Source organism: Amycolatopsis sp. NPDC104819, assembly GCF_055583145.1.
In genome coordinates, this window is the sequence record NZ_JBVJON010000011.1 from 101,264 (window position 1) to 117,294 (window position 16,031).

19 protein-coding genes are annotated in these 16,031 nt (G+C 73.1%); 7 read left to right on the forward strand and 12 right to left on the reverse strand.

From position 1 onward, the window contains the following. Positions 1–3 precede the first annotated feature (3 nt). Together ACZ63E_RS31825 and ACZ63E_RS31830 are read right to left on the reverse strand one after the other, a co-directional pair. Positions 4–159: a hypothetical protein gene (locus ACZ63E_RS31825; protein WP_465339851.1), complete on the reverse strand. Its 156-nt coding sequence runs from the start codon at positions 157–159 to the stop codon at positions 4–6. Between the two features lie 7 nt (positions 160–166). After that, positions 167–538: a hypothetical protein gene (locus ACZ63E_RS31830; protein ID WP_465339852.1), complete on the reverse strand. Its 372-nt coding sequence runs from the start codon at positions 536–538 to the stop codon at positions 167–169. A gap of 137 nt (positions 539–675) precedes the next feature. Here ACZ63E_RS31830 and ACZ63E_RS31835 point away from each other — a divergent pair, with 137 nt between their 5' ends. The 4 genes from ACZ63E_RS31835 to ACZ63E_RS31850 all read left to right on the forward strand — a co-directional run bounded on the left by ACZ63E_RS31835 (position 676) and on the right by ACZ63E_RS31850 (position 3,112). Further along, complete coding sequence (locus tag ACZ63E_RS31835; RefSeq protein WP_465339853.1) at positions 676–858, forward strand: hypothetical protein; 183 nt, start codon at positions 676–678, stop codon at positions 856–858. 114 nt (positions 859–972) lie between these two features. Further along, a complete protein-coding gene (locus ACZ63E_RS31840; protein ID WP_465340096.1) occupies positions 973–2,544 on the forward strand; it encodes a cytochrome c biogenesis protein CcdA in 1,572 nt (523 codons plus the stop codon). A 15-nt stretch (positions 2,545–2,559) separates the two neighbouring features. After that, positions 2,560–2,772, forward strand: a complete 213-nt coding sequence (locus tag ACZ63E_RS31845; protein ID WP_465339855.1) for an isochorismatase family protein — start codon at positions 2,560–2,562, stop codon at positions 2,770–2,772. A 64-nt stretch (positions 2,773–2,836) separates the two neighbouring features. Beyond that, entirely contained in the window at positions 2,837–3,112 is a 276-nt protein-coding gene (locus ACZ63E_RS31850) for a cysteine hydrolase family protein (RefSeq protein ID WP_465340097.1), read from the forward strand. Between the two features lies 1 nt (position 3,113). Here the strand turns inward: ACZ63E_RS31850 and ACZ63E_RS31855 are convergent, their stop codons facing one another. Continuing rightward, positions 3,114–4,211, reverse strand: a complete 1,098-nt coding sequence (locus ACZ63E_RS31855; RefSeq protein WP_465339856.1) for an ROK family protein — start codon at positions 4,209–4,211, stop codon at positions 3,114–3,116. Between the two features lie 59 nt (positions 4,212–4,270). Here ACZ63E_RS31855 and ACZ63E_RS31860 point away from each other — a divergent pair, with 59 nt between their 5' ends. Both ACZ63E_RS31860 and ACZ63E_RS31865 read left to right on the forward strand, forming a co-directional pair. Beyond that, positions 4,271–5,488: an MFS transporter gene (locus tag ACZ63E_RS31860; RefSeq protein ID WP_465339857.1), complete on the forward strand. Its 1,218-nt coding sequence runs from the start codon at positions 4,271–4,273 to the stop codon at positions 5,486–5,488. Positions 5,489–5,572: 84 nt separating this feature from the next. Further along, positions 5,573–6,010: an SRPBCC family protein gene (locus ACZ63E_RS31865; RefSeq protein WP_465314364.1), complete on the forward strand. Its 438-nt coding sequence runs from the start codon at positions 5,573–5,575 to the stop codon at positions 6,008–6,010. Here the strand turns inward: ACZ63E_RS31865 and ACZ63E_RS31870 are convergent. Then, a complete protein-coding gene (locus ACZ63E_RS31870; RefSeq protein WP_465339859.1) occupies positions 6,007–6,273 on the reverse strand; it encodes a hypothetical protein in 267 nt (88 codons plus the stop codon). The genes ACZ63E_RS31865 and ACZ63E_RS31870 overlap by 4 nt on opposite strands. A 186-nt stretch (positions 6,274–6,459) precedes the next feature. Further along, on the reverse strand, positions 6,460–8,403 hold the full coding sequence (locus tag ACZ63E_RS31875) for an acetoacetate--CoA ligase (RefSeq protein ID WP_465339860.1): 1,944 nt from the start codon (positions 8,401–8,403) through the stop codon (positions 6,460–6,462). A 130-nt stretch (positions 8,404–8,533) separates the two neighbouring features. On the opposite strand from ACZ63E_RS31875, the gene ACZ63E_RS31880 reads away from it, so the two are divergent. Continuing rightward, a complete protein-coding gene (locus ACZ63E_RS31880) occupies positions 8,534–9,520 on the forward strand; it encodes an LLM class flavin-dependent oxidoreductase (protein WP_465339861.1) in 987 nt (328 codons plus the stop codon). On the opposite strand, the gene ACZ63E_RS31885 is transcribed toward ACZ63E_RS31880, so the two are convergent. The 7 genes from ACZ63E_RS31885 to ACZ63E_RS31915 all read right to left on the reverse strand — a co-directional run bounded on the left by ACZ63E_RS31885 (position 9,517) and on the right by ACZ63E_RS31915 (position 16,005). Next, positions 9,517–11,097: a sensor histidine kinase gene (locus ACZ63E_RS31885; protein ID WP_465339862.1), complete on the reverse strand. Its 1,581-nt coding sequence runs from the start codon at positions 11,095–11,097 to the stop codon at positions 9,517–9,519. The two genes, ACZ63E_RS31880 and ACZ63E_RS31885, sit on opposite strands and share 4 nt — an antisense overlap. Continuing rightward, positions 11,094–11,795: a response regulator transcription factor gene (locus ACZ63E_RS31890; protein WP_465339863.1), complete on the reverse strand. Its 702-nt coding sequence runs from the start codon at positions 11,793–11,795 to the stop codon at positions 11,094–11,096. The genes ACZ63E_RS31885 and ACZ63E_RS31890 overlap by 4 nt, the downstream gene beginning before the upstream one ends. A 206-nt stretch (positions 11,796–12,001) precedes the next feature. Further along, on the reverse strand, positions 12,002–12,697 hold the full coding sequence (locus ACZ63E_RS31895; RefSeq protein WP_465339864.1) for a polysaccharide deacetylase family protein: 696 nt from the start codon (positions 12,695–12,697) through the stop codon (positions 12,002–12,004). Continuing rightward, positions 12,694–13,728 (reverse strand): glycosyltransferase, encoded by a 1,035-nt coding sequence (locus tag ACZ63E_RS31900; protein WP_465339865.1) that lies wholly within the window; start codon positions 13,726–13,728, stop codon positions 12,694–12,696. Before ACZ63E_RS31900 ends, ACZ63E_RS31895 begins: the two co-directional genes overlap by 4 nt. Before the next feature lie 60 nt (positions 13,729–13,788). After that, positions 13,789–14,712: a M56 family metallopeptidase gene (locus ACZ63E_RS31905; protein WP_465339866.1), complete on the reverse strand. Its 924-nt coding sequence runs from the start codon at positions 14,710–14,712 to the stop codon at positions 13,789–13,791. After that, on the reverse strand, positions 14,709–15,074 hold the full coding sequence (locus ACZ63E_RS31910) for a BlaI/MecI/CopY family transcriptional regulator (protein ID WP_465339867.1): 366 nt from the start codon (positions 15,072–15,074) through the stop codon (positions 14,709–14,711). The genes ACZ63E_RS31905 and ACZ63E_RS31910 overlap by 4 nt, the downstream gene beginning before the upstream one ends. 25 nt (positions 15,075–15,099) lie before the next feature. Further along, positions 15,100–16,005: an undecaprenyl-diphosphate phosphatase gene (locus ACZ63E_RS31915; protein ID WP_465339868.1), complete on the reverse strand. Its 906-nt coding sequence runs from the start codon at positions 16,003–16,005 to the stop codon at positions 15,100–15,102. Between the last annotated feature and the right edge of the window lie 26 nt (positions 16,006–16,031).

Below are 16,031 nucleotides of genomic sequence, written 5' to 3' on the forward strand. Positions count from 1 at the left end.
CCGTCATCCCCTTCGCCGGAACCATGACTTGAGACCGGCCAGGCTGACTCTCCTGGCGGCCCTTCTTCGTTTTGCGGTCAGCAGGAACACCAGGAACATCAGCGCCAGCGCCGCCCCGGCGCCGACGGAGATGGACACGGCGATCGTGGTTGTCGACATAGTGGTCCTATCGGAAGATGACGAGGTCGGCTTCGGCGAGCCGCCGGCCGAGCTCGGGGCCGAGGGACTTCGCGACCAGCCGCCGGCCGTGCGGATGACCGCTTTCGTCGAGGCAGATGCGGTCGGCGTCGTCGAGGAAGATCTGGAAGAGCAAGTGGCCCTGGGGAAAGGGGAGCCGGAGCAGCGCGCCCGCGGTGATCTTCGGGTCGCCCGGGTGGTTTTCGACGAAGTACCGGATGATTTCCTCGAGGTCGACGACCTCGACGCTCCGCGGCCGCGGTCTGATCTTGATGCCGTCGAACATCCTGGTCAACCACCGCAAAGTCTCGTGCAGCATCGGATCGCCGACGCCGACGACCCGGTGACCACTGTCGGTCATGCTCTCTCCTTCGCCGGTCCCTTGCTTGGTCAGAGCCGCGGGCCGGGCCGCTGATACAGGCCGGTTCGGCCGATGTAACGTTGCCGCCCGGCCGCCGACTCAGGGTTTCGAAGCAGCAGCGCGTCGAATCGTTTCCGATGATTTTCTTTCAGGCCCTCTTGGCCGAGCGTGGTCACCAGGTGCGCGTCGTCGTCGCGGAACCGTTCTTCACCACGCCGATGGATCTGCTCGATCCGCGGTTCATCGCCATCGCGGCCGACGCGGGCGCGGCGCAGGCGCGTGCACTGGCGCCGGAACTGCTGACCTGGTGGCACGACTGAGCCGGACCGGAAGCGAGTCTTACGAATCCCTGACCGCCGCCGCGGGACCGGCCGCGGCGACCCGGTATCGGCCTACGCTCGGCCGGGACAGAGGAGGTCACCCTGATCACGTTGGTGCTGATCGGCTTGGTCGGCGGGCTGATCACCGGCATCTCGCCGTGTGTGCTCCCGGTGCTGCCGGTGCTTTTCATGACCGGCGGCACGGGCGCGGCGGCGGCCGCACCCACCCGGCGCCGGCCGTTCCTCATCGTGGCCGGGCTGGCCTTGAGCTTCAGCCTCGTCACGCTCCTCGGCACCCTCGTGCTCGCCGCGCTGCACCTGCCCGGTGACGTGCTGCGCTGGGCGGGACTCGTCGTGCTGGTCGTGCTCGGGATCGCGATGATGGTCCCGCGGGTGCAGGACCTCCTGGAACGGCCGTTCGCCCGCCTGGGCCGCAGATCCGTGCCGGGCGACCGCGGCGCGTTTGTGCTCGGGCTCGCGCTCGGCACCGTCTACGTGCCGTGCGCGGGACCGGTGCTCGCGGCCATCACCGTGGCCGGCGCGACCCACACGATCGGCGCCGGGACGATCGCGCTCACCGTCGCTTTTGCTGTCGGCACAGCGGTTCCGCTTCTCTTCTTCGCGATGGCGGGCAACCGCGTCGCCGAGCGGGTGAGGGCGTTCCGCACGCGGCAACGGCAGGTGCGCGTCGCCGCGGGTGTGGTGGTCATCGGGCTCGCCGTCGCGCTCACGTTCAACCTCGCCGACGCCCTGCAGCGCGCCATCCCCGACTACACCGCGGGACTGAACCAGGCCCTCGGCACGGACAAGGTGGGCGGCGGCAGCCTGCAGGCGTGCGACCCGTCCGACGAGCTGCAGGACTGCGGCACCGCGCCGCAGCCCGCCGGGATCAGCCAGTGGCTCAACACCCCGGGCGGGAAACCCCCGGTGCTGGCGGGGAAAGTCGTGCTCTACGACTTCTGGGCCTACTCCTGCATCAACTGCCAGCGCGCCATTCCGCACGTCGAGGCGTGGTACCAGCGCTACCACGACGCGGGCTTGGAGATCGTCGGGGTGCACACGCCGGAGTACGCGTTCGAGCACGTCCCGGCCAACGTCGCGGCCGGCGCCGCCCGCCAGCACATCACCTACCCCGTGGCGATCGACAACGACTACGCCACCTGGAACGCCTTCGGCAACCAGTCCTGGCCCGCCGAGTACCTCGCCGACGCCACCGGGCGGGTCCGCCACGTCTCGATCGGCGAAGGCGACTACGACGGCACCGAGTCGCTCATCCGCGAGCTGCTCACCACCGCCGACCCGGCCCGGACGCTGCCCCCGCGCACCGACGTCGCCGACGACACGCCCGCGAACCCCGCGCAGAGCCCGGAAACCTACCTCGGCTCCGAACGCGCCGGAGACGGCGGCGCCCCGGTCGACCTCCACGGCGCGTGGACCACGACCCCCGAGTACCTCACCGCGGGCGACGACGCTTCCCTGACGCTCACCTACAACGCCTCGGTGGTCTACCTCGACGTCGGCGGCACGGGCACGGTCACGGCGACCGCCGGCGGTGTCACACAGACGATCCCGGTGTCCGGCAGCCCGGACATCCACGCGGTCGTCCAGGCGCCGAATCCGCGGCAGGGCACGGTGACCGTGAAGCTGAGCAAAGGGTTGCAGGCGTATTCCTTCACGTTCGGCTGACGGTAGCCTCGTCCCGTGAAGACGGCTCTGATCGTCGGTGACCTCCAGCGGGGCATCACCGGAAACCACGACTTCGCCGCGGCCGTGCTGCCGCGGGTCGCGGACCTCCTGCCGCGAGCGCGCGCTGCCGGGACGCTCGTGGTGTTCATCCCGCACCGCCTTCCGCGTCAACCGCGCCGACCTGCCGGACGACGACCCGTTGTTCGCCGGGTTCTTCGACGCCGGTGACTCGTTCCACGAGGGCTCGGCCGGCGCCGAGCCGGCCCTGCCCGTGCACGAGGCGGACGTGGTCGTGCTCAAACGCCGCGCGAGCGGCTTCGCGGGCACGGACCTGGACGTCGTGCTGCGGGCGCGCGGGATCGGCGCGGTGGTCGTCACCGGGGTCGCCACCAGCGCGATGGTCGCCGCCACCTGCTACGACGCCGCGGACCGCGGCTACCGCGTGTCGGTGCTGGCGGACGGGTGCGGGGACGCCGACCCGGAGGTGCACGACCTGTTGGTGCGCAAGGTCTTCCCGGGCCGCGGCTTCGCCGTCGGCACGTGCGCGGACTGGTCGCCGGAAACCTGAGTCACCGGCTCGCCGCCGCGGGCTCGCGGGGCCGGGTCGGGTCGGGGAGGCCGTAGCGGGCGTTGAGCACCTGCATGGCCGCGCCGGCCGCCACGACGTCCGTGCCCAGCGACGTCAGGGAGACGTCCACGGTGAGCCACTCGGCGCCCGGCACCTGGGTGCGCACGGCGTGGTCGACGGCTTCCCGGTAGAGCTCGCCGTGGGGGAGCAGGTCCGCGCCGCCGAGGACGATGTGGCCGAGGTCGAGGGTCTGCAGGAGGTTGACGACTCCGGTCGCGAGCACGGCGGCGGCCGCGGCGGGGTCGGTCGCCTGCTCGTGCACGGCTTCCAGGCAGCCGTGGCGGCCGCAGGCGCAGAGCGGGCCGTCGAGCTGGACGACGGCGTGCCCGAACTCACTGGCGTTGGTGTGCGCGCCGCGGTGGGCGGCGCCGCCGAGCCACAGCCCGGCGCCCACGCCGGCGTCGACCACGACCAGGGCCGCGTTGCGGAAAGCCGTTCCGCGGCGCCAGGCTTCGGCCGTGACCCCGGCGGTGACGTCCTTGTCCAGCACGACGGGCAGGCCCAGCCGCCGCTCGGCGAGGGCGGCCAGCGGGACGTCACGCCAGTGCCGCAGCCGGTGGGCGCCGCGGACGGTGCCGGTCGACTGGTCGAGCGGCCCGATCATGCCGATCCCGACCCCGGCGAGCTCCGGGCCGGCCAGACCGTGCCCGGCGATCATCGCCGTGACGCCGGCCGCCAGCTCGTCCAGCAGCTGCTCCGGGGTGAAGTCGGCCGGCAGCGGTGTCGCCGTCGACGCGCGGACGTCACCGGCCAGGTCGGCGAGGACCAGGCGCAGCTCGCGGCGGGTGACGTGCGCGCCGATCGCCCAGCGGCTGCCGGGGACCAGGCGGTAGACCGCGGCCGGTTTGCCCCGCGGCGGGCGTCGCACGCCGGCGGGCTCCAGCAGGCCTTCCTCGACCAGCCGGGCCAGCACCTTCGACACGGCCTGCGGGGTCAGCCCGGTGACCTCGGCGACGGTGCCGCGCTCGAGCGTGGGCACGGTCCGGGCCAGCGCGATCACCAGCGCTTCGTGGTAGTCCCGCAGGAAAGCCAGGTGCACGGCGTCACCCTACCGCCGGGCCCTGGTATTAACGCAACAGCGTTGCTAAAGTCGCCGGAATGGACGACCTCACCCGTCGGCGCCGCTGGGCGGCCCTGCTCGCCCTGGCCCTCGGCTCGGTCGCGATCGGGCTGACCGAGTTCGTGCCGGCCGGGCTGCTGCCGGACATCGCGCGCAGCGTGCTCGGCAACGCCGAACCGGACTCGGTCGCGCGGGCCGGCTGGATGATCACCGCGTACGCGCTCGGTGTGGTCGTGGGCGCGCCCGTGCTCGCGACGGTCACCGCGCGGATGCGGCGCAAACGGCTGGTGCTCGGGCTGCTGGTGCTGTTCGTGCTCGGCACGGTCGCCTCCGCGGTGGCGTCGTCGTTCGGCCTGGTGCTGGTCGCCCGGTTCGCCGCGGGCCTGCCGCACGGCGCGTACTTCGGGGCCGCCGGCCTGCTGGCGGCGACGCTGATGGGGCCGGGCAGCGAGGGGCGCGGGTTCGCCGTGGTGCTCAGCGGGCTGACGGTGGCCAACGTCGCCGGGGTCCCGGTGATCACCCGGCTCGGGCAGGCCGTCGGCTGGCGGCCGGCGTACCTGGTCATCGCCGGGGTGTTCCTGCTCGCGCTGGTGGCGGTGGCGGTCACCGTGCCGGACGCGCCGGCCGCGGGCGGGTCGCCGGCCGACGAGCTGCGCGCGCTTCGCCGGCCGCAGGTGTGGCTGGTGGCGGTGACGGCGTCGATCGGGATCGCCGGGTTCTTCGCCGTCGACAGCTACCTCGCGCCGATCACGACCTCGGTCACCGGGCTGTCGCCGGGCGCGGTCCCGTGGGCGCTCGTCGCGGTCGGGCTCGGCATGACGGTGGGCAACTTCCTGGGCGGCTGGCAGGCCGACCGGAACCTGCGGCGCGCCATGCTGGTGGGCTTCGCCGCGGTGATCGCCGCGAACGTCTACTTCGGACTGACGGTGGGCTCGGCGTTCGGCCTGTTCACCGGCGCGTTCCTGATCGGCGGGACGATCCTGTTCCTGGGCCCGGTGCTGCAGGCCCGGCTGATCGCGGTGGCCCCGGGCGCCCAGCTGATGGGCGCGGCGCTGAACCAGTCGGCGTTCAACACGGCCAACAGCCTCGGCGCGGCGCTGGGCAGCGTGGTCATCGCGGCCGGCCTCGGCTACCGCGCGACGGCGTGGGCCGGCGTGGTGGTGAGCGCGATCGGGCTCGGGCTGGCCGTGGTGGGGTTCGTGGTGGATCGCCGCAAGGCCGAGCGGCGGCCACCGGCCGAGTTGACGGCCGGTTGAGATTCCGTTGTGAACGGCGTGAGACGCTGCGATGATCCGGAAGGTCCCGGCGCCGGGACCGGTGGACCGACACTTGGAGAGACCATGCCGCGTCCCTACGCCAGCGGAGTTGTCGCCGCGCCCGTCGACCAGGTCTGGGCCCGGGTCCGCGCCTTCGGCGACCTGCCCGACTTCCTCGGCGCGATCGGGCACTGCGAGATCGTCGAAGGCGCCGACGGCCACGTCGGAGCCGTCCGCCGGCTGACCCTCGCGGCCGGCGGCGACCCGTTCGACGAGCGGCTGCTCGTCCTCGACGACCCCGCCCGCACCCTCACCTACGCGTTCACCGGGGCGAACCCGTTCGGCGTGCGCCGCTACGTCTCGACGATCCGGGTCAGCCCGGTCACCGACACGGGCGAGTCGTTCGTCGAGTGGTGGGCGGAGTACGACGCCGACGCGGACCAGGAAGAGGCGCTCGACCGCACCTTCGCCCAGGACGTCTACGGCGGCGGCATCGCGGGCCTGCGGCAGCTGCTCACCTAGAGCAGGGCTCGCACCCGGGCGGGATCGGGCCCGTCCGGGTCGAGATCGTCCTTTGTGGACACCGTGATGGCACAAACGATCGCCCGCCGTCCGCCGGCGGCGCGGAACCGGTCGTGGGCGGTGATGATCTGCTCAGCCGTGCGGCGGTGGGCCGCCGCCGGCCAGCCGTCGAACTCGCGGGCGGCCCGCTCGACGTTGGCGCCCCACGAACCGAGGAGCAGCGGTGGCCGTTCGTCGCCGAGCAGGTCCCGTAGCCGCGGCACGTTCTCTCGGTGGCCGTGGCGGCGACCGCCAGCGTGACGAACGGGTCCGGCACGAAGAAGCCGCGCCCGATGATCTGGGGTGTCCACAAGCTCTCGAAACCCGCGCCCGCCAAGCGTTTCGCCCACTCCGCGACATCGATCGGCGGCCCGGGCGACAAGTACGCGAGCGTCGCTCCCAAACGCATGTCAGCGGGCCCGGTCCGCGGCGAACCGCGCGTACCACCGCAGCGCGTCCGGATCGTCGACCGACGCGATGTTCGCGGCCTTCTCCAGCGCGCGACCGGCCAGCAGCTTCTTGATCGGGACCTCCAACCGCTTGCCGCTCAACGTGTGCGGGACGGCGGGCGCCTCGACGATCTCGTCCGGGACGTGCCGGGCGGTGAGCCGGGTCCGCAGGGTGGTGACGATCTTCCCCTTGAGCGTGTCGTCGAGTGTGTGGCCGGGCGCCGGGACCACGAACAGCCCCAGCCAATACCCGTCGTCGGGCCGGTCGACCCCGATCACCAGCGTCTCGGTGATCTCCGGCAGGGTCTCGAGCACGTCGTAGAAGTCGCTGCTGCCCAGCCGGACGCCCTGGCGGTTGAGCGTCGAGTCGGACCGGCCGTGGATCGAGACGCTGCCGTCGGCGTGCATAGTCACCCAGTCGCCGTGGCGCCAGACGCCGGGCCAGGTGTCGAAGTAGGACTCGGTGTAGCGGGCGGCGTCCGGGTCGTTCCACAGGGACACCGGCATCGACGGCATCGGCTGCGTGATCACGAGGTCCCCGACTTCGTCGACCACCGGCTCGCCGCCGGAGTCCCAGGCCGCGCAGTCGACGCCGGCGAGCCGTCCGCCGATGCGGCCCACCCGGACCGGCGTGTACTCGTTGGCGCCGACGAACGAGCCGGAAATGTCGGTGCCGCCGCTGGTCGAGTCGATCCGCAGGTCCGGGCGGACGTGCTCCATCAGCCAGTGGTACCCGGCCGACGGCAACGCCGAGCCGCTGACCATCACGTGCCGCAGCCGGCTCAGGTCGTGCCGGTCCCGGGGCGAGACCTCGGTGTTGGCGGTGACCACCGCGGCGCCCAGCAGCATGACGTCGGCGCGGACCCGGGCGGCGACTTCCCAGACCGCGCCCGCCGGGTGGTGGGGCGCGCCTTCGTAGAGCGTGATAGCCGCGCCCTGCGTGAGCGCGCCCAGCTGCATGTTCCACAGCGCCCAGCCGGTCGAGGTGAACGTGTACATCCGCTCGCCGGCCCGCAGTCCACAGTAGAGCCCGGACCACTTCAGCCCTTCGAGCGTGATGCCGCCGTGGCCGTGCACCAGGCCTTTCGGCAGTCCCGTGGTGCCGGAGGAGAACAGCACCCACAGCGGGTGGGAGAACTCGACCGGCTCGAACTCCGGCGGCGCGTCCTGGGCCGGCAGCTCGTCCCACGGCGTCGAGCCGTCCGGGTGCGGCCGGTCGAAGACGTACGGGACGTGGACGAAGTGCCGTAGGGTCGGAAGCTCCTCGCGCAGCCGCGTGACGACGTCGGCGCGGTCGATTTCCTTGCCGTTCCAGTGGTATCCGTCCGCCGCGATCAGCACGGTGGGTTCGAGCTGCGCGAGCCGCCCGATGGCGCCGTCGGCGCCGAAGTCGGGGGAGCAGCACGCCCACACCGCGCCGACGGCGGCGGTCGCGAGACAGGCGATCACCGCGTGCTCGGTGTTGGGCAGGTAGGCGCCGACCCGGTCGCCGGGACGCACCCCCGCCCGGCGCAGCCAGCCGGCCGCGGCCGCCACCGACCGGCGCAGGGCGCCGAAAGTCGTCTCGCGCGCGGGCCCGCCACCCTCCTGGACGCAGACCAGCGCGGTGGTGTCGTCGGCCCCGCGGCGCAGCGCGTGCTGCGCCCAGTTCAGCCGTCCGCCGGTGAACCAGCGGGTGTGCGGCATGGGATCGGCGGTGCGCACGCGGGTCCACGGCGTGGTGAACTCGACGTCGTAGTAGTCGACGATCGAGGTCCAGAACCGGTCCAGGTCCTCGACCGACCAGGCCCAGAGTGTGTCGTGGTCGGGGAACGGCCGCCCCTCGCGCCGCTCCAGCCAGTTCAGGTACGCGCGCAGCGGGGAGTTCTCGATGCGGTCCGCCGCCGGGCTCCAGAGCACGTCCATACCGGAAACATAGAGACAGTTCGCCGCGCGCCCCGGCGCCGTTGACGGGGATTTGAGAATCGCGTGTGATCGAGTTGAGCCGGCCGGCGCACGATCCCGGGGACGACGACGTCACGAGGAGGCCGGACGCATGAAGCTCGCCCTGTACCTGCCCAACTTCCGCGACGAGGTGACGCTCAAGGAGCTCGAGGACCTCACGGCGCTGGCCGAGGACCTCGACTTCGACTCCGTCTGGACGCTCGACCGGATCGTCGTCCCCGAAACGTCCGACCACGCCGAGCTGCAGTACCCGTTCGGCATGATGACCGACCTGCCCAACGCGCTGCCGGTGATCTCGCGCGGCAAGTGGTTCCAGGGCATGACGCTGATCCCGTGGCTCGCCGCGAAGACCACGAAGGTCCGGATCGGCATGAGCATCATCGACACGCCGTACCGCTCGCCCGGCGTGCTCGCGGCCGAGCTCGCCACCCAGGACCACCTCTCGGGCGGCCGGCTCAACGTCGGCATCGGCTCCGGCTGGATGCCCGAGGAGTTCGCCGCCGCGAGCGTCCCGCAGCTGTTCCCGCGCCGGCACGCCCACGTCCGCGAGACGATCGAGATCATGCAGGGCATCTGGTCCAACGAGCTGTTCGAGTACCACGGCGAGTTCGCCGACTTCGAGCTGTCGGGCTTCGGGCACAAGCCGATCCAGCAGCCGCCGCCCATCTTCTTCTCCGGGCTCAAGGACCCCAAGCGCTCGGCCAAGCGCATCGCGAAGTACGGCCTGCAGGGCTGGATCGGCATCCAGGACACCCCCGAGGACATCAAGCGCTGGAAGGGCGAGATGGAGCGCGAGCTGGGCGAGCTCGGCCGCGGTTTCCCCGACGGGTTCGAGATGTGCAGCATGATCTGGTTCGTCATCACCGACGAGCCGATGGACCAGACCCCGGCGGGCAAGGGCACCAACCTGCTGGCCGGCAGCGCCCAGCAGATCGAGGACATCCTCAAGCGCTACAAGGAAGCCGGCCTGACGATGCCGCTGCTGTGGCCGCCGTTCCGCGACGTCCCGACGTCGAAGACCCTCGACGACCTCAAGCGGCTCACCGAGGAGATCATGCCGAAGGTCAACGCCGCCTAGCGCGGCAGCCGCACCTCGACCGTCGTGCCCTGGCCCACGACGGTCGAGACGGCGAGCCGGCCGCCCATCGCCTCGGTGAGGCCCTTCGCCAGCGGCAGTCCCAGGCCGACGCCCTGGTCGGTGTCGACGCCCAGCCGGTCGAACGGGGTGAACAACCGCGTCAGGTGTTCCGGCGCGACGCCCCGGCCGGTGTCGGTGACGGTGACGACCACGGCGTCGGCCTCGGTGCGGGTGGTGATCGTGACGGTGCCGCCGGTCCGGTTGTAGCGGACGGCGTTGCCCGCGAGGTTGAGCAGGACCTGCTTGAGCCGGCGTTCGTCGCAGCACACGGTGGCCGGCCCGCTCTCGTCGCGGAGGCGGACACCTTCGGCGTCGGCCAGCGGCTCCAGCAGGTTCAGCACCTCGGTGACCACCGCCGCGACGTTGATATCCGCCGGGTGCAGCTGGAGCGCCCTGGCCTCGATCCGGGCCACGTCGAGGACGTCGTCGACCATGGCCAGGATGTGCCCGGCCGCGCCGGTGATGTGTTCCAGCGCCGCCCGCCGGCGTTCCGGGGGCAGGTCGAGCGAGCCCAGCAGCTCGGTGAAGCCGGTGATGGCCTGCAGCGGGGTCCGCAGCTCGTGGCCGAGGGCGGCGACGAAGTCGGTCTTGGCGCGGCTGGCCTGCTCGGCCGCCTGACGGGCCACCTCGGCCTCGCGCCGGCCACGGCGTTCGCGCTCGGCCGCCCGGCGCTGCGTGACGTCGAGGACGTTCGCGATCAGCCGGACCGGGAGCCCGTCCGGCCCGGCGACCGGCGACACCGAGACGACGACGTCGAGCGTGCGCCCGTCGGGGTGGCGCAGCGTCGCCTCGTAGGGCGGTGCCCCGGCCGGGGTGAGCAGCTCGTCGAGCCGGGCGCCGATCAGCTCGTACTCGGTGCGCCCGAGCAGGTCCCGCAACGCTTCGTTGGTCCGGGTGACGGCGCCGTCGGGCTCGGTGATCGCCATGCCGATCACGTTGTCGTCGAAGGCGCGCCGGAACCGCTCTTCGCTGTCGGCCAGCGCGCCGAAGAGCGTGTTGTGGTCGATGGCCACCGACGCCAGGTGGGTGAGCCGGTCGACCAGGTCGCGTTCGCGGGGCGCGGGCTGGTGGGTCCGCTCGTGGTAGACGGCGAAGGTGCCGACCACACCGTCCCGGCCGCGGATCGGCGTCGACCAGCAGGACCGCAGCCGGTGGGCGCCCGCGAGCGCGCGGAACTGCACCCAGCGCGGGTCGGTCGTGACGTCCTCGGCGACGACCGGCACGCCCAGGTAGGCCGCCGCGCCGCAGGACCCGGCGTCGCGGCCGATGGGGAGGCCGTCGATGCCGGCGGAGTAGGCCGCGGGCAGCGACGGCGCCGCGCCGTGGTGCAGCGTCGCCGTTTCCAGGTCGAGCAGCAGGATCGAGCAGTGGCAGCCCGGCATGAGCCGTTCGAGGGCGGTCGCGACCTCGGTCAGCACCTCGGCCAGCGGCGCGCCGCCCGCGATGCGCTCCAGCACGCCGGACTGGGCCCGGAGCAGAGCCTCGGTGTCGCCGACGGTCTCTTGGACGTTCGTCATGGCTCGAGCCGGTAGCCGACGCCGCGGACGGTCCGCACGAGCCGTGGCCCGAGCTTCTGGCGCAGGCGGTGGACGTGCTCGGTGACGGTCGCTTCGCTCTGCCACTCGGCGGCGCTGGCCCAGACGCGTCCGAGCAGCTGGGCGCGGGTGAACACCTGCCGCGGGTGCGCGGCCAGGAAGGCGAGCAGGTCGAACTCCTTGGCCGTCATGGTGATCTCGCGGCCGTCGAAGAAGACCTCGCGGGCGGCGTGGTCGATCCGCAGGCCGGCGGCGGTCGTGGGCGGCGCGGGCGCGACGCGCCGCAGCACCGAGCGCACGCGGGCGGCCAGCTCGCCGGGGGAGAAGGGCTTCACGAGGTAGTCGTCGGCGCCGAGGTCGAGCCCGACGATCCGGTCGGTCTCGCCACTGCGGCCCGACAGGACGATCACCGGCAACGAGGCGTGCACGCCGTCCCGCAGCCGCCGCAGCACGTCCAGGCCGCCGACGCCGGGCAGCGCGAGGTCCAGGATGACGAGGTCCAGCTGCTCGCGTTCGATGGCTTCGAGCGCCCGCCGGCCGTCGGGCGCCTCGGCGACCCGGAACCCTTCGGCCTCCAGCTGCCACGTCACGACGGTCCGCACCCGCGGGTCGTCGTCGACGACCAGGACGAGCCGCCCGGGGGCCGCGCGGCTGCCGGGCAGGGTCGCAGGGGCGTCCATCGCGGGCTCCTTCGCCGACGTCCGGCCGCCACACCGCGGCCGTCCTCCATGGTGCCCCACCTGCGGCGCAGTGGCCAGATCCAGGCCCGGCGCCCGCTCAGCACGGTGCGGTGCGTGCCGAAGCCGGAGTTCGTCCGGTCCTGCGCCCGGTTCACCCCGGAGAAGGTTCAGCGCCTCTGGCGTTGAAAGCCGCGACCGGCTGATCCTCACCGTCGAGGAGTCCCGAAGGTGAGGCCACGACGACGGCAGTCGTCGATGATGCCGGGGAGCGCGCCGAGCGTGGCGCGCCAGGCGCCGTTGCCGGTGGTGGTGTCGCTGTCGTGCAAGAGGATCGTGCCTCCGCCGCCGAGGTTGCCGGCGACGCGGCGGCGGATCGAGCCCGGGGTGCAGCCTTCGGTCCAGTCGAACCCCCAGGTGCTCCACAGGAGCGGGCGGAGCGCCAGGCGCCGGGCCGCGATCAGCGACGCCGTGCTGAAGACGCCGTAGGGCGGGCGGAACCAGCCTGGTGCTGTTCCGGTCAGGCGGTGCAGGAGATCGCGGGTCGCGCGCAGGTCGCCATGCGTCGCCCGCGGTGACCGGGCCAGCAGGCAGCGGTGGTCCCAGCCGTGCACGCCGACCTCGTGTCCCGCCACGGCGATGGCGCGCACGACGTCCGGGGCTTGCTGGGCCTGGGCGCCGAGTAGGAAGAACGTGGCCCGGACGTCGTGCTCGGCCAGGACCCGCAGGAACTGCGGTGTCGAGACGGGAGACGGGCCGTCGTCGAAGGTCAGGGCGACCTGCCCGGGCGCCGTCGTGCCGGCCAGCCGGGGCAGCAGGGCGCGCCGGGGGCCGGGCAGGAACGCCGCCGCCGGGGCGGCGTGGGCGGCGAGGGTGATCGTGGCGAGCACGACGGCGGTCTTCACGCGAGCTCCATCAGCTTTTCCAGCAGCGGCACGGCGTCCTGGGCTTCGTCGAGCCGGTCGTGCGGACGGGCGGCGGCGAGCGCCGGTCCGAGGTCGCGGCGGCGGCGGATCCACGGGACCGCCCCGATCCGGTCGAGCACGGCGGCGTTGGCGCGGCCGTGGCCGGGCAGGCAGCGGTAGGTGAGCACCGGCAGCCCGGCCGCGAGCGCCTCGGACGTCGTCAGGCCCCCGGCGTTCTGGACCACGACGTCGGCCGCGCGCAGCAGCCGCGGCATGTCGTCGACCCAGCCGAACACGTGCCCGTGCCCGGCGGCGAGGAGCTGGTCGCGCAGGGCCGTGTTGCGGCCGCACACGACAACCGGGACCGCCGTGCCGGACGCCGTGACGTCGTCGACGGTCTCGCGGACCTGCCCCACACCCCAGGACCCGGCCACCACGAGCGCCAGGCACCCGCGTTCGGGAAGGCCGAAGGCGTGCCGGGCGCCGAGACGTTCGCTCGGCCCCGCCCGGCGGAAGGCCGGCCGGACCAGGGGTGCGGCGACGGCGACCTCGGCGGCGCCCAGGGACCGGGCCTGCTCCGCGGCCCGGTGGTTCGGGGCGATGTGCAGGTCGGCGCCGGGGTGCACGGCCAGCCGGTGCACGGCGGGATCGGTCAGGTAGGCCGCCAGGGGAGAGGTCTCCGCGGTCCGCAGGACGCCCAGCGCCTGCGTGGCCAGGGGGTAGGTCGAGGTGACCAGGTCCGCGTCGCGGACCAGCGCGGTCAGCCCCGGCCGGGCGAGGGTGGCGGCCCGCGCCGCCAGCCCGGCACCCCACGCCGTCCCGAGCACGCTCAGGGTCCAGTCCCAGCTGCGGGGCGCCACCTCGAGCTGGCGGTGGTAGCAGGCGCACAAGCGGTGCCCGAGCGAGCCGGGCAGGAGGTCCAGGTAGTCGTGGACTTCGACGGCGTGGCCGGTCAACCGGTCCGCCAGAGCGTGAGCCGCTCCGTCGTGCCCGGCGCCCACGCGGGCCGAGACGATCACGATGCGCGCCATGCCCGCTCCCTTCTACGACAGCTTAGTAGAAGTTCTACACGAGCGTAGATTAAGGTGGGGTTATCGGCCGGCGTTCCCGATCTGCGCGACTTCGATGCCGTCGTGCAGGTCGGCGGCGCTGTCCAGGGCGGTTTCGGCCGACAGGCCCGCGATGCCGAGGATCACCGCGCTCAGCACCACCACCGGGACGCGGCCGCGGACCCGCGGTGCGGGCGCCAGCAGCGCCGACACCCGCTGCGGGACCGGGCCGCCGGTGGCGGCTAGGGCGAAACCCGCGTGTGCCCGCCCGGCGAGCGCGGCCTTGGCCACGGCGTGCGCGACCACCGTCCGGTCGCCGACCCGGTGGGCCGCGGTTTCGTCGGCCCATCGTTCGAGCGCGAACCGCGCCGCCGTACAAAGCGGGCGCAGCAACGGATTCAGCGTCGAGGACACCGTCAGCACGATCAGGAACAGGTGGTGGCGCGAGGCCAGGTGCGCCCGCTCGTGGGCCAGCAACGCGGTCCGTTCGCGTGGGCTCAGCGCCGCCAGCATGCCGCGGGAGACCGCGATCCGGCCCCCGCGCCCGGGCGCGGCGAACGCCACGGCCTCCTCGCCCGGCAGGACGAGGATCCCGTCCCGCCCGTGCTCGTCGAGCTCGCGCGACAACCGCCGAGCCCATCGCGCGTACCGGACGGCGGTGCGCGCCAGGAGAACCAGCAGCACACCCAGCACGACGCCGGCCGCGATCGACGTCGGGACGGCCACGCCGCTCAGCGTCCGCAGCTCCCGCGGTGACCAGTGCCCGAGGTCGGCTACGACCGGGACCAGCGACAGCCCGGAGAACGCCAGGAGGGCCAGCGCCGCGGTGCTTCCGGCCGCGAGGACGAGGCAGGCGCCGGTGAGCAGCCAGCTCGCCGGCCGCGGGGGCAGCCGCGGCGCGACCAGGCGCGCGGCCGGCCACGCGAGCAGGGGCAGCAGCAGCGGGATCAGCAGGTCGGTGGTCACGGCGAGCCGCGCAGGAGATCTCGCAGCACCGCTTCGTCCGAATCCGACAGCTGGGTGACGAAGCGCGCCAGCACACTGCCGCGGTCGGGCTCGCTGTCGAGGACCTTCGTCATCTTCCGCGCCGCCAACCCGGCTTCGTCGTCGACGGCGGAGTAGTGGAACGCGCGCCCGTGCTTCTCCCGCGTCGCCATGCCCTTGTCGTGCAGGCGGGTGAGGATCGTCACGACCGTCGTGTACGCGAGGTCGTCCTCGAGCCGGGCCTGGACGTCGGTGGGGGAGAGGGGTTCCCCGGCGCTCCACAGCATGCTCAGCACCTCGGCTTCGAGCGTTCCCGGGGCGCGCCGCGCCGGTTCCTTCCGCATGCTTCGAATCTACACGGCTGTCGTATCAGCGGAGGGTCAGCACGGCCAGCGCACCGGCCCCGGCGAGTACGCAGTAGAGCGCGAACGGCGTCAGCGTCCGGGTGTGGAAGTGGCGGGTGAGGAACCGCACGGCCAGGTAGGCGCTGACGAACGAGGCGACGCTGCCGACCAGGACCTGGCCGTGGATGCCGGTGCCGAGCGGGCCGAACAGGTCCGGGATCTTGAGCACCCCGGCAGCGAGGATCACCGGAGTGGCCAGGAGGAACGAGAACCGGGCGGCGTCTTCGTGGGAGAGGCCGCGCAGCAGCCCGGCGACCATCGTGACGCCGGAGCGGCTGATTCCGGGCAGCAGGGCCAGCACCTGGGCGCTACCGATGAGGACACCCCGGCCGAAGGACATCCGCGAAAGGCGTTCGTCGGCCGCGACGTCGGTGTCGACGGCCGCTCCGGGAGCGTCGGCGGGCACCGCGGTCGCGTTCGCCTTGCGGCGCAGGAGCTCGCCGCCGTACAGCACGACGCCGTTGGCGATCAGGAACGCCGCGGCCGGGACCGGCTTGCCCAGCGTGGTGCGGAACAGGTGCTCCAGCAGCAGTCCGCTCACCCCGACCGGGATGGTCGCGAGGACGATCAGCCACGCCAGCCGCTCGCCGGAGGTCCGCACCCGGCGGTGTCGGATCGAGCTGAAGAACCCGCCGATGATCCGGACCCAGTCCCGCCGGAAGAACACCAGCAGCGCCGCGGCGGTCGCCACGTGCAGGCCGACGATGAACGCCAGGTACGGCGACTCCGGCGTCGACACGCTCAGGTCCTGCGCCCACTTCCCGCCGACCACCGCGGGGATCAGGACGGAGTGCCCGAGGCTGGAGACCGGGAACAGCTCGGTCACGCCCTGGAAGGCGCCGACGACGATCGCTTCGAAGTAGTCCAGCACGGTGCCTTCCCGGGGTGTATTACTAC

What these genes read in the sequence shown, in the direction of transcription:
- ACZ63E_RS31825 (WP_465339851.1), bottom strand. Translation starts at nt 159, where the DNA reads ATGTCGACAACCACGATCGCCGTGTCCATCTCCGTCGGCGCCGGGGCG.
- ACZ63E_RS31830 (WP_465339852.1), bottom strand. Translation starts at nt 538, where the DNA reads ATGACCGACAGTGGTCACCGGGTCGTCGGCGTCGGCGATCCGATGCTG.
- ACZ63E_RS31835 (WP_465339853.1), top strand. Translation starts at nt 676, where the DNA reads ATGATTTTCTTTCAGGCCCTCTTGGCCGAGCGTGGTCACCAGGTGCGC.
- ACZ63E_RS31860 (WP_465339857.1), top strand. Translation starts at nt 4,271, where the DNA reads ATGGACGACCTCACCCGTCGGCGCCGCTGGGCGGCCCTGCTCGCCCTG.
- ACZ63E_RS31865 (WP_465314364.1), top strand. Translation starts at nt 5,573, where the DNA reads ATGCCGCGTCCCTACGCCAGCGGAGTTGTCGCCGCGCCCGTCGACCAG.
- ACZ63E_RS31875 (WP_465339860.1), bottom strand. Translation starts at nt 8,403, where the DNA reads ATGGACGTGCTCTGGAGCCCGGCGGCGGACCGCATCGAGAACTCCCCG.
- ACZ63E_RS31880 (WP_465339861.1), top strand. Translation starts at nt 8,534, where the DNA reads ATGAAGCTCGCCCTGTACCTGCCCAACTTCCGCGACGAGGTGACGCTC.
- ACZ63E_RS31885 (WP_465339862.1), bottom strand. Translation starts at nt 11,097, where the DNA reads ATGACGAACGTCCAAGAGACCGTCGGCGACACCGAGGCTCTGCTCCGG.
- ACZ63E_RS31890 (WP_465339863.1), bottom strand. Translation starts at nt 11,795, where the DNA reads ATGGACGCCCCTGCGACCCTGCCCGGCAGCCGCGCGGCCCCCGGGCGG.
- ACZ63E_RS31900 (WP_465339865.1), bottom strand. Translation starts at nt 13,728, where the DNA reads ATGGCGCGCATCGTGATCGTCTCGGCCCGCGTGGGCGCCGGGCACGAC.
- ACZ63E_RS31910 (WP_465339867.1), bottom strand. Translation starts at nt 15,074, where the DNA reads ATGCGGAAGGAACCGGCGCGGCGCGCCCCGGGAACGCTCGAAGCCGAG.